Below are 14,973 nucleotides of genomic sequence, written 5' to 3'. Positions count from 1 at the left end.
CCCATTCATATCAAAGATCGAGAATATAACGCTTAGCCAACGATTCACTTTTCAGGGTTATAGATGGGTACGTCTTCATGCAAGTGAACCCACTCTGCCTTGTCTTCTGTATAGACCTGTACCATCGGTTTAAGCTCCGATGAATAGTTTTTAACGACACCTAACGGCAGCACCTTGTGGTGGGCAAAATGTTTACCGTTGACCCCGAAAACACTGGTACCGCAGCAGGAGCAAAAGCTCTTACTTGAGCGATCGTTGAAGTGATAGTCGCGAATGTGCTCGGCCCCAGCATCGATCGAGAATTGATCCGCATTCACCGCGACCCACGTGCTGTAATCACTGCCCTGCATTCTTCGACAATGCTCACAATGGCACTGCACCACCGCAGCCGCAGGCAACGTAAAAGAACACTGAACCTTTCCACAAAGACAAGATGTTTGATAACGAGACATAGAAAACCCTCCGTTGATGAAGAGTTTCATCTTAAGCAAGATATAATATATGATAAACATCATATTAAATAATGAAGCCGTTACCATGCCATACACCAAAGACCACAAAAACAAAACGCGTGAAAAAATCCTTGAAAGCTCTTTCAAGCTCTTTGCGCTAAAAGGCTTTGAAGGCGTCACCGTCAACGAGCTGATGAAAAACTGTGGCCTGACACGAGGGGCATTCTACGCCCACTTTTCGAGTAAAGCGGAGCTATACAGCGAATCGTTAAAGTTCGCGGCGAGCGGCACTAAGCTGGCGAGTTTCAAGCCAGAGGACATCCCCAGTAAAAAATGGCTGGCGTTACTGCTCGATGAATACCTGAGCTTGGAGCACGTACGAGGCGAGCACACCATCACCTGCCCATTGGCTTTCTTAGCCACCGACATCAACATGCAAGATGACGAGATCAAATCCGCGTACAGCGATGTCTACTACGGCATGAATTCAACCATTATGAAGTATGCGACCAGCTATACCGACTGCGACCAGCACGATATTTTATCCGTCACCACCATGATTATCGGCGCAGTGGCGATCGCCCGAACCCTTCCAGATCAAGAGTCCATCATGGCGCTTTTAACCGCGTGTCGACGAGAAGCCGGTTTAAAACTCGGAGGAATATAAGCGTCACTACCAACCTTCTCTAATCGAGTTGTTACGCCCCAGCGAAATGGGATTTATCGATGCCGTACTTCTTGATCCGAGAGGCCAAGGTCGTGGGCTTTAACCCCAATAAATTCGCTGCGCCCTCTTCGCCATAAATTTTACCCTGACACTGCATGAGCGCTTGTTGGATGTTACGAATGTCCAACTCTTGCTGTTCGTGCTGCGTCAACACGGCGGTCTTAGGGCGATGAGTGATGGGATTCGCTCTTGTGACGGGTGAATTGGCTTTTAACTCAAACTGCAATCTACCGCCTTTTGCGAGGATCACCTGCCGCTCGATGATGTTCTCTAATTCGCGAATATTTCCAGGCCAATCATACGCTTGTAACTGCTCAATTTGTTGCACCGAGACCGTCGGCTTTGGCTGGTTAAAGCGTTGGCACAACTTCGTTATAAGATGATTCAGCAACAGCGGAATATCGTCCAACCGCTCACGCAAAGGCGGCGAGTGAATCGGGAAGACATTTAAGCGGAAATACAGATCTTCGCGGAATTTTTGTTCCAAGATTAACTGTGTTAAATCGCGGTTGGTGGCCGCAATGACGCGAACATCCACCTTGCGGGTGGCGGAATCACCCACTCGTTCAAACTGCCGCTCTTGTAAGACACGCAGCAGCTTGCCTTGTAGATGTAAGGGGATTTCTCCAATCTCATCGAGAAACAACGTCCCGCCATCGGCCAACTCAAAACGCCCCACTCGATCGGCGATGGCCCCCGAAAAGGCGCCTTTTACATGACCAAAGAACTCACTCTCGAATAATTCCGCAGGAATCGCAGCGCAGTTCACACGAATCAAAGGGCGTGACTTACGCTCACTCACTTCATGAATGGCTCTGGCAATCAGCTCTTTGCCCGTTCCTGATTCTCCCATGATTAACACGTTGGCATTGGTCGGCCCAACAAGATCGATTTGATTCACCAAGCGTTGTACCGCTGCACTTTGGCCGATGATCTGATGATGGTTAAAATCGGCGTTGAGTTCTTCCAGTAAGTAGGCGTTTTCAATTTCCAACTTCTGCTTTAACGATGCCACTTCATTCATCGCATTCAGCAGCTTTTCTTGTGTGCGTTTTCGCTCGGTAATGTCCCTAAAAATCACCACCGCACCCACCAGCCGCCCTTCGTCTGTAATCGGCGTACTGGTGTATTCAACAGGGATCGCACGGCCATCTTTAGACCAGAAGACTTCATTGTCCACGCTGTGAATCACACCATCATTGAACGCCGCATAAATCGGGCACTCGTGGTCAGGATAATCACGCCCATCATCATGCTTATGATGGATGATTTCATGTATCTTCAGCCCCGTAAGCTCGCTTTTTTGCCAGCCTAAGATTTGCTCTGCCGCCGAATTAAAAAACGTCGTACAGCCATTGGTATCAACGCCATAGATGCCATCCCCAACCGCCGACAGCAGCAATTGATTGTGCCGCTCCATCTCTTCAAACACGGTCTCTTTATCGTTCCACTTTGAATAGCCTTCTTGATAATGCAGTTCAGCCGCGGACTTATGACGCAGTGCAAAGCCGACTTTACTGTCTTCACAACTCAACAACATATGCGGCGCGACATATCGTGCGTTGATCTCCAAATGAACCGTCTGCTGCCCTACTTGAATACACAGCTCACTGCACCATGCTTGATCGTCTTCCATCACTTGCAGCGTAAAATTGTGGAGCTTTTCCAGACAAGTCGGGAAAAACTGGCTCACGGTATAGCGAGATAAATCGTCGCGATCAAACTGAAACATTCGCGCAGCTAATTGATTTGCCTGCAAAATTTTATTATCGACAGGATCGATTAACAGCATCGCCGTCGGCGCATAGGTAAATAAATCTTGCTGCATTACTTCTCGCCTTCGTTCTCACTTAATTTGAATTCGCTACTGAGTAAGCATCTTTCAGGCCAAACCACGAAATATCGTTATCGGTGCCACGATATTTCGTTAATCACGAGATATCGTGGTTTTCATTGAGCGAGATATAAAATTAAAACCATTAAAATCAAACACTTAGAGTTTTTATGGTATTGGCACGCTTATCGCTATAGGTATGACACAGACAATTTTGAACACCACCGCATTGAGTGAAGAGGTATCCACATGAAAAAGATTGATGTGACAGAAGCGATTTTTGCGATCAAGAAAGAGAAGAACCTAACTTGGGAAGCCATTGCCGAAGCCGTTGGCATGACCGATGTTTGGGTCACCTCAGCATGCTTAGGCATGAACAGCTGCACCGAAGAGGTTGCAGACAAGCTCGTTGCATTCTTGGGCTTACCCGCTGAAGCTAAATCCGTCCTGATGGAATACCCAACCAAAACTTGGGACGAAGCGATTCCACAAGATCCATTGATTTACCGTTTGTATGAAGTGGTTGGCGTATACGGCCCAACGCTGAAAGAAGTCATCCAAGAAAAATTCGGTGACGGCATCATGAGTGCGATCGACTTCTCAATGAAAGTCGATAAAGAAGAAAACCCTAAAGGGGATCGCGTCATCTTGACCTTAAACGGGAAGTTCCTACCGTATAAATCGTGGTAACCACTACCACTCGATTTGAAGGGGGGCGGACAACGGCGTTCGCTCCCCTTTATTTTTCCAGCGTCATATCGATGTGCGGAATACCGTCTTCGAGATACATCTCTGAAGAGGGTCTAAAACCGTGGCGTTGATAAAAAGCAGACAAATGATGTTGGGCACCGATCTCGATCGACTCACTCGGCCAACGCTCTTCACACACCTTCAGCGCTTCTTCGAGCAACTGATGCCCTGCGCCACCGCCACGATGGTTCTCAGCAATCGCCACACGCCCAATACTTACCGAAGGGTAGCTCACGCCTTTCGGTAACAACCGCGCGCACGCAACCAGCGTACTGCCTTGATACCCCAATAAGTGATACACCCCGTCGTGATGATCCTTATCATCCAACTCTGGATACGGGCAGTTTTGCTCCACCACAAACACATCCACCCGCAGCTTAAGCAACGCATACAACTGCTTCGTCGTAAGCTGGGAAAACGACTTCAACTGCCAAGTAATCATCGTGGTGGCCTCGCCTCATCAGAATCGTACAGGTCTTCTAACACGCGCTTAAGTAGCACAGCACAACCGCTCAATACCGAAAGCGGCGCGACGACAATGAGCAACGCGTCTAAACTCGCACTTTGAGCAAAATAACTGATCGCCTTGATAAACACGATGGGGGTCAACGTCACTAACAGCGCCAGACCAAAATGCTTCTTGATCGACCTTTCGACGCTTTGCTTCGCTTTGATACTGCTCACATTCTTTCCTTAACTACGCCTGCGTGGGAATAAACAGGGGTAGGTTTTGTTAGGTTTGTCGTTACTGAACCTAGTTAGCTTACTTATAACGCCTCAATCAGTCGATGCCAAAGGCTTTCAGAGAAAACGCTGGCAGCCTAATTATTGATGTGAGCTGTGACGAAGGTATGGGGTTCTTTTTCGCCAAACCCACCAGCTTTCAAAAACCTATGTTTCAGTACAATACAACCGATTATTACGCCGTTGATCACACGCCATGTTACCTTTGGGAGAGCGCAACGAGGTCTATTTCAGCGGCTTTGATCGTCTATTTAGAACACGTACTAGGAGGACGCGACCATTGGCAGGAAAGCGAAACCATTCGTCGAGCCATCAATATTGATCAAGGAATTATTAAAAACCCATTGATCTTGTCCTTCCAACATCGTGAAGCAACCCCACCTTATGCGGCATCTGCTGCCACCACAAACTAGACGAATATGGCTTACCCCCTCTACTCCTTTCATCAATTGACAGACAAAGCGTTAGGAACAGGAGCAAAGGGGGTAATGGGTCAGGAGACGGCCTCAATTACCGCACAAGACTGGGCAAGCGGGCGTATTGATAAACACGATGGGGCTAACGTCACTCACAGCGCCAAACCAAAATGCTCCTTGATCGGCCTTTCGACGTTTTGCTTCGCTGTGATATTAGTAAGTGTCTTTCCTAAACTACGCCTGTATGGGAAAGAAACAGGCGTAGGTTTTGTTAGATTTGATTTAGCTTAGCCTAGTTATGTTTTTTTACGCCTAGCATCAGCCGACCATTGTAGCGGCGTGAGGCTTGTGGCACTCGCCACAAACGAAACGCCGCGGAAATGGGTCGGCTGAATGCAATTGTTATACGGCTATATCACGCTCATCAGTTTATTCACGATTGGCTGAAAATGCTGGGACGAGTTTCTTGCAGTTGTGATATGCGCCCCGTTCAGGCCATCTTTCGATGTACAGTCAAATACTGGCTTTTTAGCTTCAAGAGAATATGGTACTAAGCTATGTAAATTTGGAATTTGACCAATGTTCCAATTGTTATCTCCCCAGTCATGAACCTGCTTTAGAGGCCCAAGAACATCGATAATATTTTCTTTTACTGCATTTTCTATTTGACTTCCGAAAATAGACCAACCTCTTGTCATCCCTTCTGAATTTCTACGAACATTATGCTGCTGCATAACATAACCAAGAAATGTCGGGGAACCTTTCGGAAGATCAATAGAGGATGTCGATGCGCCATTACATTGATCCCAGTCTTTTCTCCAAACAGCTAATTTTTCCCCCAGGTTTCTAGTGCCCCGAATAGAGAATAGATCAGGAGACATTGGAACAATAAAATAATCACTTGCGGCTAACACTGATCGATTTAACGCACCAAGATTTGGCCCTAAATCCAACATCACTACGTCGGCATTGACTTTCTCTGCAGCCCATTTGATATAACGATATATAGCAGATTGAACACGTAACGCCGGTGTGGCACCACCCTTAGCGCTACTCCACGTATCACCCAAAGAATCTTCAAAGTTGCTCAATAAAACATCACCCGGCACAATGTAAAGATTCGGATAATCTGTTTTAACTAAGGTTGGTTGCCTTTGTCTAACATCTCCCAAGCCTTCATATACTGGTTCAATAACATTCCAGATACTATTTCCTCGTTCAGTGTTCCAGCTCCTCTTTAATTCGCTATCTGACAGTGAGTAGGACGACAAATTACATTGACTATCGAGATCAACAAGAAGAACGGTTTTTCCTTGTTTTTCTAGCAGGTGGGCAATGTGATACATGTAGGTTGTCTTTCCCACGCCACCTTTATTATTAAAAACACTAATTATCTTCATGATTACTCCGTATCATCTTTGCCGTATAACGCTCTAATCAGCCGACGCTTTAGCGGTCGGCTGCATTAGCTTGTTAGCCAACAACTCAGCGATTAATTCGGTTTGTTGGGCCGGATTGCTCCGAATATGTGCGTGATATTTTCTCTGATCTGCTCCCCAATCAAAATGAATGCCTGTGTTAGGAGTAGAAAGCTCTTTAGCCTGCTGTTCACTTATGTATAAGTTAACCTCGTAAAGCAACTGTACTTCTCTTTCACCAACCAACCTAGCATACAATTTGAGCTGATAATCACCGGAAATGAATTTGAACTCTGCACCATCAGACGGCATTAAAAAATGGTGATCAAAAGTAACTCCATCCTGTGGAATAAAAAGTCCAGATCCTCTTTTTAAATCATTTTTGTCCCCATACACCCAGATACTAAAGTTTTGATTTGACTCATTTCTTTTTAGTGATACATACAGACTTTCTAAAACCTGTCCTTTCTTCGCTGTACTATAGAGAAGCGTCCTCAAATAGACCTTGTTGCTGGGTATTTCATAATTTGGCCCATCAGGTCCAAAAAATATTGTAGTTGGCTGAGTAGCTTTTAGACTTCCTTTATGGAATAGCGTTAACCACGCTGTAATCCCTGATACCACCAAAGCCAAGCAAGAAAAAATCAGGCTAACGACGTATAATTCTTGAGGCAACTTAAGATCTCCTTTTGGTGGCTAACATTTTATCAATGCGCACGCTCGTTTACGCAATAAACCGTGTGTGCGCGTTCTTCTAAATAACTGTGCTGTCAGGGAGGAAGAGTGTGTGCGGGATCTCGTCTTCCTTGACGCCATGTTGACACACTAATCTATTTTCGAATGAGTGCCAATTGTAGTGGTCAGATATTTTACGGGTTCCTGCGTTTTGTCATCTGGGCTGTTGGGCTTGTCGCGATAAATCACGACCTACAATAATGCGGTGTTTATAGGCTTCCATGCGTTTAGTTCACGCGCTCTTTCATTCGAACAGGGTCGGGACTGAGTGGTAGTGTTGTGCTTTGTCAGACTAAAGCCTTACTAAGAGACTCCATGCATTAAATTCGCGCTGACGCGTCGGATTCGAGGGACGAGAAGAGACAGGCGCAAGCGAATTGAATGGCATGGATTCGCCAGCCAGCGAATATCGAAGCGGATTGGTTGCGCTTTGTCGGACTAAAGTCCGACCTACAGGCCGGAAGCGGAGCAGGGATGAGAAGAGTCAGGTGCAAGAATTCTTTGGGCATTATGACCTCGAATTTGACCGATTTATTCAAAACAATGCCCACCTACCTTGGTTAAGCTCATTGCTCTTATTCACCTTCGACCACGCCACATAGCTTGGAGAAACTTATGTCGATAAAATCTGCCAGCCTAACCATCGTTACACCAAACCTCGCTGATACTCGGAAGTTCTACGAAGAGCACTTCAATGCGCGCCCCGTTTTTGATTGCGGGTGGTACGTGGTGCTTAGGTTGACCACGCCTTATCAAGAGCCAGAAATTTGTTTAATGAGCCCACAAGAGGGCATGCAAGCGTTCACCGGTGGCGCTTTTCTTAACCTGCTTGTGGAAGATGCCGATGAGCTTCACTCTGAGCTAACTGAAGCAGGTCTCACTCCGATGATGCCGCTGGAAGATCACCCGTGGGGCGATAGAGGATTCGGTTTGCTGGATCCTTCTGGCGTCATCGTCTATTGCTACCATCCTATTGCTCCGAGCGCCGGGTTCGAAGAGTACATTATTGAACAAAGCTAAACACTCAGGAACGCATCGGGAGCAGATAACCGCTCAATGTACTGCTTCCGATTGTTTCGCAGTGTCGCGGGCGTGACTCCGAACCAACGCCGAATTTCACGACTCATATGTGCCTGATCCGAAAACCCATGTTTCATCGCAACTGATACCAGTGACGCCTCTGACCGCGCCACTTCCAACGCAGCCTGACGAACGCGAGCCAGAGACTTCCAATACCTTGGCGGCGCTCCGCTAGCCTCTGCGAGCTTTCTTCTTATACTGCGTTCACTCAGCGGCATCGCCCGTGGCACTTCTCCATCCCGTACATCCTGAAGATACTCCGAGACCCAAGAAGGCGCGGGACTCGCAAAGTGATTGACCACACTCACCAGCTTTTCAAGCGTTCCATCGCTATCATTTTCTGATCCCCATTCGTGGCAACCAAGAAGCGGAGCTTGTGAAAGAATCTGGTCACCGCGTTTTGAGCACGGGTTTTCCTTTTCCCACGGAAAGGTCACCCCGACTGCCAATCGGACGCCAACGAAACAAGTGCCTTCGTCACAGGCTACTTGCCGAGGGCCAGCATCCAAGCCGCTGCAAACAATGGTGGCTGGATCATTTTTTGAAGCAACCACTATCAGGTCACGACAACCATCAGGCCAGACAGCAAAACGCCCTTCAGGTAATTTTGCGCTCCAAGTACATACCATCAAGTCCATAAACTCTCCGTGCTGCAAGCTACCTAACGCCCTGTTAAGGGGTGAGCAACGCACTACGCAAGGCCGCCGCAGCCACCTTAAACACTAAAATCAACGCATAGTGAAAATGCCACGCGTTGCGAATCTCTCTTGAACAGTTTGTTAGCCGCTCATTCCCAAGGCTATTGCTTACTCAACAAGAACTTACGCAAATCTCTCTCTACACGCATAACAAACAGAATAAACACTTTGTCACTGTCTTGTTTATAGAAAACACGACATGGATTAACGACAACTTCACGATAACTTAAATGTTCTAGTTCGGGTGGAATACGACCTGACTCTGGGAAAGTTTGTAGACGTTCGACGTTGGAGAAGATTGTTTGCACGAGCTGCTTTGCCGCTGCAATATTTTCAAGTGCGATGTATTCAGCGATATCATTCAGGTCAGATAACGCGGGGTCGGTCCAGATTACTTCAGCCATTTTGACATTTTGTCCTTGGCTTCATCATGACTTACTACTTTACCGTCAGCTAGCGCACGCTCACCACGCGCTATACCCTCAAGAATAGCTAAACGATTTTGTATAAATTCGTAGTCATCAACGTCAACTAGATAGGCAGATGGCTTGCCATGCTCAGTAATTAACACTGGTTCTTTGGTCTCGTGGAGGTCAGCGAGGATTTTAGTTGCTTGACGTTTAAGTGATGTAACGAGTTCTACTTTCATGCGAGCTGCTCCAGAGGAATACTAAAGTGATACTATTCTATCACTTTGAGTATAACAAGCTCCATGACGGCTAACATTTTGTTAATGCGCACGCTCGTTTACACAATAAACCGTACTGTCAGGGAGGGAGTGTATGCGGGATCTCGTCTTCCTTGTCGCGATAAATCACGACCTACAATAATGAGGCGTTTATAGGCGTCCATGCGTTCAATTCGCGCTGACGTTTCGAAGCTGAGAAACGAAGCGAAGAAGTTGCGCAAGTGAATTGAATTGCATGGAGGCTGATCTTCTGAGGTGTCGGGGCGGGTTAGAAGAAGCCTTCTAGTGGGTCGCCGCCTTCGTAGTTTTCAAACTGCATTAGCGCGCCCATGAAGAGGTTGTGTAGGTCTACTTGGGAGCCAATATCGAGCTTTTTGTAGCTGTTACGCAGGTGCACGCGCACCGTGCCGGGGGAGATGAACAGTTTGTCGGCGATGGCGGAGGTGGAATACCCCTGTAGTACCATGCGGATCACGGTGCCTTCGCGCTCGGTCAGTTTCGATGAGCCAAAGTTGGCGAGGGCTTGGTCTAGCTGTCGATTCAATGGGTTAGAGAGTTGTTCGCCCCAGTGTTGTTGGCACAGCATGTCGATCAGCGGGGTGAGGGATTCCAGCAGTTGCAGTTCGGAAGGGTTTAAGCGAGCCTCGCTGCCCTTTCCATGACCGACACTTAGGTGCAAGAATTGCCCACCGGGGAAGATAATCAAATAACCACATTCATCTTCGAGCCCGATTTTCACCAGATATTGCTTGTAGAATTCGCTCTGACGAAAGCCATCTGGCACCAGCTCATCGTAGGTAAAGAATTGGCTTTTCTTGAGGTCAACGCTGGCGCGGTAGAAAGGATCCAGCAAGTAAGCACCTGCCAGATACATATCAACGGACTGGCTGCCAATAAGCTCCGTCTTTTCCGACACAAGAAAGACGGGCTTATCTTCAAACAGGATCAGTGTGAGCTCGTCTGATGGCACAAACTCTTTGATCACCTCAGCCAGTAAGCGAGGAAAGTCCTCGCTACCGATTTGAGGGACGAGATCAACCAAGCCTTTTGACAACCGATCGACCATTGCTAGGGCGGTTGAAGATATTGTTCGACTCATACGTACCTCAATGTTATATACCTGCGACGAATTGTTGCAGGATATAGACCATTCCCCCTAGCAACGAATTCTTCATTATAGCTGCATGATCACCGTTTTGACTTGTAGGAAGTGATCTAACTGCTCTGGGCCTAGATCGCGCCCGATACCAGACTGCTTGTAACCACCGAATGGCAACGACGAATCCATCGCATCATGGGTGTTCACAAAGACAGTACCTGCTTCCATTTTTTTAAGCAATCGGTGCGCGCGGCTGACATCTTGGGTGAAGATCGACGCCGTTAGGCCATAATCCGAGTCGTTAGCAAGACGTACTGCTTCTTCTTCGGTATCAAATGGGATCACCGCCAAGACAGGACCAAAGATCTCTTCGCGAACGATCTTCATATCATTGGTACAGTCCGCAAATACTGTGGCCTCTACGTAGTACCCTGGGCGATCAGGCTGCGTACCACCGCACACTAATCGTGCACCGTCGGCTTTGCCCGATTCGATGTAGTTCAGTATTTTGTCCAGTTGCGCTTGACTAATCTGTGGCCCCTGAGTAATGCTCGGATCAAGCGGATCGCCTGTTACCATCTCGTTGGCCGCTTTCGCCACCGCGTCTACCGCTTTTTCGTATAAGCCGCGCTGAACATACAAGCGCGAACCAGCAGAACAGGTTTGGCCCGAGTTAAAGAAGACGGATTGCAGTGTACCCGTCACGATGTCATCCAGCTTGGCATCGTCAAACGCAACCATCGCAGATTTGCCACCTAGCTCTAGCGTAGCGGGGTTCAGGTTTTCCATCGCGGCTTTACCCACGAGCTTACCGACCGGCGTTGAACCTGTGAAGGAAACCTTATCGATCCCAGGGTGGCCTGCCAATGGGCTACCAATCTCAACACCCGTACCGATCACGATGTTTACGACACCGTCTGGTAGGCCCGCTTCTTGCCAGATTTTCATTAGATAAATCATGCTCATAGGCGTGATTTCAGCGGGTTTCAGTACAATCGTACAACCGACGACAAGCGGCGCGCACATTTTCCACATTGCCATGTTCAGTGGCCAGTTCCAAGGCACAATCGCCCCTACCACGCCGATTGGCTCTTTCAAGGTAAAACCAAACGCTTCCCCTGGGCAGGAGACATTACGCGTGTTGCCTTGCAGCTTCGTGGTCCAACCGGCCATGTAACGCAAGAAGTCGATGGAACCTGCGATGTCCACTTCTTGGCAACCGCTGATGGCTTTGCCGGCGTCGATGGCTTCTAGCTCAGCCAATGTCTGGGCGTGTTCTTCCATCACATCGGCCATACGGAATAGTAGCGCCTGACGCTCATTCGGTTTCATGTCTACCCAAGGGCCACTACGAAAAGCACGATTGGCCGCTGCGACGGCTTTATCCAAATCAGCCACGGTTGCTCTCGGGACAGTCAGTAAATGTTCGCCGTTGGAAGGGTCTTCGATGTTCAGTGTTTGCCCGCCCTCACTGTCAACGAACTGTCCATCAATAAACATTTTTTGATGGCCGGCTTCAAGGAAAGCACGCGTCTCGGGGGTGACATTGTATTTTTCCAGCATTGCTTCAATCGTCTTATTCATAACAGATCTCGTAATTGTCTTGGTGGAAATCAAACGGAGGGGGCGGTTGGACGAGCGTTTTAACTCACCACTCAACACAAACCTTCCATGCACTTCAGAAAGTCTGAATCGCCGTGTGTCAAAGCGGTATACCCTGCGCAAGGTATTTTTCCCGATAACATTGCGCAAATTACACCACAGGGGATATAGCCTTCTTTTGATACGCCTCTCACACTAGGCTCCATGGTCATATACCAACCAAACACTTAGCGACTCTCTATTCTTGAAAGGATAAAAACATGACGAATCATTCATCTTTGGCTAACCGTAATCCGCCTCAGTTTGAACTGTCCCAAATCAAATCATTGGTGCAGGAACTGTATGGTCTGGAAGGTAGCTTTACTGCCCTAAACAGCGAACGGGATTTAGCTTGGTTGATTCGTAATGACGATGGTCCACAGGGTGTCATCAAAATCTCCAATGCGCAGGAGCCAGAAGGCATCGTCGATCTGCAAATCAAGGCGGTGGACCACATTTTAGAGCAGGAGCCCACGCTAGTGGTTCCGCCTGTCATCACGACTCGCCAAGGCAAAGCGTACGACTGGATTACGTCTGATATCAGTGGTGAGCGCCACATGATCCGCCTGATTGCGTTTATGGATGGGCGCGTGGTGGAAGACACCCCCGAAGCCTATTGCGATGCGTACTACTACAATATTGGCGCGACCATGGGGCGCATGAACGCCGCGTTGCAAAGCTTCTACCACCCTTATGCGGGCAGCAACAAGCACTTATGGGACTTGGGCCACTGTCTGCAATTACGTGACATGATTTCCGGTATTCCTGAGGGTGAACTGCGTGATTTGTTGACCTCTGTTTTCACGCTTGCAGAACAGCACACCCTCCCCGCGTTGAAGAAAACGCGCTGCCAATTAGTCCACCAAGACGCAAACGACGCCAATGTGATGGTGCGCCATGATGATCCGACGGAAATCGCCGCGATTCTGGATTTTGGTGATGTGGGTTTCAACAGTATTTTGGCAGAAATCGTTACTATTTCAGAGACTTACGGCGAAGGCGAAGAAGATCCAATCCGCCCTTTACTGCATGTGGCGCAAGGGTTCGACAGCGCTTACCCATTGACAGGGCAAGAAGTCGATTTGCTGTTTGATGTCATGCGTCTGCGCTTGGCGATGGCGTCTCTTATTATCAACTTCCGCAAGCTCAACGACCCCGAAGCTGGTACGCATTTAGAAGATCGCTTCTTTACTAAGATGCTGTTCAAGCTGAACGACATGGGCCAAGAGACGGTGACTCGCCGCTTGCGCGAGGCGTTACGCTTCCCGGTCTACAGCCCCATTGACAACGAGGGTCAGCCGTTTGCCACCGATCAAGACGAATTGGTGCAGCACCGTGAACAGCACCTTGGCAAGATTTGGCACTTCTATGATCAGCCTTTGCACATCACTCGTGCTCAAGGCGGCTGGATGTACAGTGCAGATGGCACGGCTTACCTTGACGCGTACAACAACGTCCCTCAGATGGGCCATTGCCACCCGCACATTGTTAAAGCCATCGCCCGTCAGGCTGAAGCCTTGAATACCAACACGCGCTATATGTGTGACATCGTTGCCGATTATGCAGCCCGATTGACCAAAGACCTCCCCGACCATTTGGACACCTGCATTTTTGTCAACTCAGGCAGTGAAGCCAACGATTTGGCGGTTCAGATCGCGCAATCGTTAAGCGGTCATCAAGGCGGTTTGGTGCTGCATAACGCTTATCACGGCTGTACCGAACTCACGACCAAGTACTCGCCAGAATCGTGGCAACACCTGCCTGAGGCGTTGCATCCAAAGCAGATTGAGCGCCTGATCGAGCCGGATATGTACAACGGCCCATACGCGGGCCACGCCGATGCGGCGGACCGCTACGCTGAAGACGCAGACCGCGCCATCGACGCCTTGGCTCATCGTGGTATGAAGCCTGCTGCGCTGATGCTGGATACCGCGCTCTGCGCTCATGGTGTGATCACGCCGCCAGACCACTACTTTGATCTGATCGCAGATAAAACACGTGCGGCGGGCGGCTATGTCATCGCCGATGAAGTGCAAGCAGGTCTTGGCCGCATGGGGTCGTTTTGGGGGTTCATGGGTGCAGGACTCAACCCAGACAAAGTTGATTTCGTTACCATGGGTAAACCCGTTGCCAACGGTCATCCGCTAGGTGTGGTGATTCTCTCTAGCAAGATGATGAAGCAGTTTATTGGTGGCACCCATCCGTTGCTGTTCAGTACATTTGGCGGCAATACCGTTGCCTGCGCCGCGGGCATGGCGGTGTTGGATGTCATCGAACGTGAGCAATTGGTGAAAAAATCCAACGACATCGGTGACTTACTCCGCGCAAGACTGCGCCAGTTGGCAGAGAAACACCCGTTGATCGGGGACGTTCGCGGCCGTGGTATGTTGGTCGGCATCGAGCTGGTGAATTGCCGTGAGCAACGCACCCGTGCAGAAGCCGAGACCGAGCAGTTGATCACAGAAATGATTAAACGCCACGTCATGATCGGCAAATCCCTCCCCGGCACCCTCAAGATCCGCCCTTCGTTGGCGTGGGGCGAAGCAGAAGTCGACTTCTTCATCAACGCGATGGACGAAAGCCTCACAGCGCTGGGTTAACACCCAGCGCCCTGTTGACCTCATTCAACACGTCACGCTCACAAAAAAGCCTGGTCGACTCGCCAGGCTTTTTATATTTCTCTCAATAACT

General features: G+C 48.8%; 17 protein-coding genes. 6 read left to right on the top strand and 11 right to left on the bottom strand.

Annotated elements, in window-relative coordinates:
- Window positions 1–44 precede the first annotated feature (44 nt).
- Entirely contained in the window at window positions 45–452 is a 408-nt protein-coding gene (locus tag DN730_RS05180) for a GFA family protein (RefSeq protein WP_158541178.1), read from the bottom strand.
- Between the two features lie 49 nt (window positions 453–501).
- Here DN730_RS05180 and DN730_RS05175 point away from each other — a divergent pair, with 49 nt between their 5' ends.
- Window positions 502–1,119, top strand: a complete 618-nt coding sequence (locus tag DN730_RS05175) for a TetR/AcrR family transcriptional regulator (RefSeq protein WP_245957893.1) — start codon at window positions 502–504, stop codon at window positions 1,117–1,119.
- 31 nt (window positions 1,120–1,150) lie between these two features.
- On the opposite strand, the gene DN730_RS05170 is transcribed toward DN730_RS05175, so the two are convergent.
- Window positions 1,151–3,007, bottom strand: coding sequence for a sigma 54-interacting transcriptional regulator (locus tag DN730_RS05170; protein ID WP_115467046.1), 1,857 nt, complete (start codon window positions 3,005–3,007; stop codon window positions 1,151–1,153).
- Between the two features lie 255 nt (window positions 3,008–3,262).
- Between DN730_RS05170 and cynS the strand changes: the two genes are divergently transcribed.
- Window positions 3,263–3,703 carry a cyanase gene (gene cynS / locus DN730_RS05165; RefSeq protein ID WP_115467045.1) on the top strand — a complete coding sequence of 147 codons (441 nt, stop codon included), beginning with the start codon at window positions 3,263–3,265 and terminating at the stop codon, window positions 3,701–3,703.
- A 49-nt stretch (window positions 3,704–3,752) separates the two neighbouring features.
- On the opposite strand, the gene DN730_RS05160 is transcribed toward cynS, so the two are convergent.
- Together DN730_RS05160 and DN730_RS05155 are read right to left on the bottom strand one after the other, a co-directional pair.
- Window positions 3,753–4,205: a GNAT family N-acetyltransferase gene (locus DN730_RS05160; protein WP_115467044.1), complete on the bottom strand. Its 453-nt coding sequence runs from the start codon at window positions 4,203–4,205 to the stop codon at window positions 3,753–3,755.
- Window positions 4,202–4,447 carry a hypothetical protein gene (locus DN730_RS05155; protein WP_115467043.1) on the bottom strand — a complete coding sequence of 82 codons (246 nt, stop codon included), beginning with the start codon at window positions 4,445–4,447 and terminating at the stop codon, window positions 4,202–4,204. The genes DN730_RS05160 and DN730_RS05155 overlap by 4 nt, the downstream gene beginning before the upstream one ends.
- Window positions 4,448–4,551: 104 nt before the next feature.
- Here DN730_RS05155 and DN730_RS05150 point away from each other — a divergent pair, with 104 nt between their 5' ends.
- Window positions 4,552–4,920 carry a Rossmann-fold NAD(P)-binding domain-containing protein gene (locus DN730_RS05150; RefSeq protein ID WP_245957892.1) on the top strand — a complete coding sequence of 123 codons (369 nt, stop codon included), beginning with the start codon at window positions 4,552–4,554 and terminating at the stop codon, window positions 4,918–4,920.
- A 75-nt stretch (window positions 4,921–4,995) separates the two neighbouring features.
- The gene (locus tag DN730_RS05145; protein WP_115467042.1) at window positions 4,996–5,214 is read left to right on the top strand and encodes a hypothetical protein; all 219 of its coding nucleotides are present in this window, start codon (window positions 4,996–4,998) and stop codon (window positions 5,212–5,214) included.
- A 119-nt stretch (window positions 5,215–5,333) separates the two neighbouring features.
- Here the strand turns inward: DN730_RS05145 and DN730_RS05140 are convergent, their stop codons facing one another.
- Window positions 5,334–6,323 (bottom strand): ParA family protein, encoded by a 990-nt coding sequence (locus tag DN730_RS05140; RefSeq protein WP_115467041.1) that lies wholly within the window; start codon window positions 6,321–6,323, stop codon window positions 5,334–5,336.
- Between the two features lie 33 nt (window positions 6,324–6,356).
- Window positions 6,357–7,016 carry a hypothetical protein gene (locus tag DN730_RS05135; RefSeq protein ID WP_115467040.1) on the bottom strand — a complete coding sequence of 220 codons (660 nt, stop codon included), beginning with the start codon at window positions 7,014–7,016 and terminating at the stop codon, window positions 6,357–6,359.
- A 675-nt stretch (window positions 7,017–7,691) separates the two neighbouring features.
- On the opposite strand from DN730_RS05135, the gene DN730_RS05125 reads away from it, so the two are divergent.
- Window positions 7,692–8,096, top strand: a complete 405-nt coding sequence (locus tag DN730_RS05125) for a VOC family protein (protein ID WP_115467038.1) — start codon at window positions 7,692–7,694, stop codon at window positions 8,094–8,096.
- On the opposite strand, the gene DN730_RS05120 is transcribed toward DN730_RS05125, so the two are convergent.
- From DN730_RS05120 to DN730_RS05095, 5 genes are all read right to left on the bottom strand, one after another.
- On the bottom strand, window positions 8,093–8,794 hold the full coding sequence (locus DN730_RS05120; RefSeq protein WP_115467037.1) for a helix-turn-helix transcriptional regulator: 702 nt from the start codon (window positions 8,792–8,794) through the stop codon (window positions 8,093–8,095). The two genes, DN730_RS05125 and DN730_RS05120, sit on opposite strands and share 4 nt — an antisense overlap.
- A gap of 161 nt (window positions 8,795–8,955) precedes the next feature.
- Window positions 8,956–9,258 carry a type II toxin-antitoxin system RelE/ParE family toxin gene (locus DN730_RS05110; RefSeq protein WP_115467036.1) on the bottom strand — a complete coding sequence of 101 codons (303 nt, stop codon included), beginning with the start codon at window positions 9,256–9,258 and terminating at the stop codon, window positions 8,956–8,958.
- Window positions 9,246–9,503, bottom strand: coding sequence for a type II toxin-antitoxin system Phd/YefM family antitoxin (locus DN730_RS05105; RefSeq protein ID WP_115467035.1), 258 nt, complete (start codon window positions 9,501–9,503; stop codon window positions 9,246–9,248). Before DN730_RS05105 ends, DN730_RS05110 begins: the two co-directional genes overlap by 13 nt.
- A 307-nt stretch (window positions 9,504–9,810) precedes the next feature.
- Entirely contained in the window at window positions 9,811–10,641 is an 831-nt protein-coding gene (locus DN730_RS05100; protein ID WP_115467034.1) for a helix-turn-helix domain-containing protein, read from the bottom strand.
- A 75-nt stretch (window positions 10,642–10,716) separates the two neighbouring features.
- Complete coding sequence (locus DN730_RS05095) at window positions 10,717–12,225, bottom strand: aldehyde dehydrogenase family protein (protein WP_115467033.1); 1,509 nt, start codon at window positions 12,223–12,225, stop codon at window positions 10,717–10,719.
- A 278-nt stretch (window positions 12,226–12,503) separates the two neighbouring features.
- Between DN730_RS05095 and DN730_RS05090 the strand changes: the two genes are divergently transcribed.
- On the top strand, window positions 12,504–14,882 hold the full coding sequence (locus DN730_RS05090) for an aminotransferase class III-fold pyridoxal phosphate-dependent enzyme (protein ID WP_115467032.1): 2,379 nt from the start codon (window positions 12,504–12,506) through the stop codon (window positions 14,880–14,882).
- Window positions 14,883–14,973 lie beyond the last annotated feature (91 nt).

The sequence above is a fragment of the Marinomonas piezotolerans genome, assembly GCF_003362755.1.
Classification (GTDB): domain Bacteria; phylum Pseudomonadota; class Gammaproteobacteria; order Pseudomonadales; family Marinomonadaceae; genus Marinomonas; species Marinomonas piezotolerans.
This window is presented reverse-complemented; position numbering and strand designations above follow the sequence as displayed.

Bases quoted from the DNA above. Each gene is read 5' to 3' on its own strand.
- DN730_RS05150 (WP_245957892.1), top strand. From the start codon at position 4,552: ATGCCAAAGGCTTTCAGAGAAAACGCTGGCAGCCTAATTATTGATGTG.
- DN730_RS05100 (WP_115467034.1), bottom strand. From the start codon at position 10,641: ATGAGTCGAACAATATCTTCAACCGCCCTAGCAATGGTCGATCGGTTG.
- DN730_RS05090 (WP_115467032.1), top strand. From the start codon at position 12,504: ATGACGAATCATTCATCTTTGGCTAACCGTAATCCGCCTCAGTTTGAA.
- cynS (WP_115467045.1), top strand. From the start codon at position 3,263: ATGAAAAAGATTGATGTGACAGAAGCGATTTTTGCGATCAAGAAAGAG.
- DN730_RS05160 (WP_115467044.1), bottom strand. From the start codon at position 4,205: ATGATTACTTGGCAGTTGAAGTCGTTTTCCCAGCTTACGACGAAGCAG.
- DN730_RS05110 (WP_115467036.1), bottom strand. From the start codon at position 9,258: ATGGCTGAAGTAATCTGGACCGACCCCGCGTTATCTGACCTGAATGAT.
- DN730_RS05170 (WP_115467046.1), bottom strand. From the start codon at position 3,007: ATGCAGCAAGATTTATTTACCTATGCGCCGACGGCGATGCTGTTAATC.
- DN730_RS05145 (WP_115467042.1), top strand. From the start codon at position 4,996: ATGGGTCAGGAGACGGCCTCAATTACCGCACAAGACTGGGCAAGCGGG.
- DN730_RS05180 (WP_158541178.1), bottom strand. From the start codon at position 452: ATGTCTCGTTATCAAACATCTTGTCTTTGTGGAAAGGTTCAGTGTTCT.
- DN730_RS05120 (WP_115467037.1), bottom strand. From the start codon at position 8,794: ATGGACTTGATGGTATGTACTTGGAGCGCAAAATTACCTGAAGGGCGT.
- DN730_RS05105 (WP_115467035.1), bottom strand. From the start codon at position 9,503: ATGAAAGTAGAACTCGTTACATCACTTAAACGTCAAGCAACTAAAATC.
- DN730_RS05125 (WP_115467038.1), top strand. From the start codon at position 7,692: ATGTCGATAAAATCTGCCAGCCTAACCATCGTTACACCAAACCTCGCT.
- DN730_RS05175 (WP_245957893.1), top strand. From the start codon at position 502: ATGATAAACATCATATTAAATAATGAAGCCGTTACCATGCCATACACC.
- DN730_RS05095 (WP_115467033.1), bottom strand. From the start codon at position 12,225: ATGAATAAGACGATTGAAGCAATGCTGGAAAAATACAATGTCACCCCC.
- DN730_RS05140 (WP_115467041.1), bottom strand. From the start codon at position 6,323: ATGAAGATAATTAGTGTTTTTAATAATAAAGGTGGCGTGGGAAAGACA.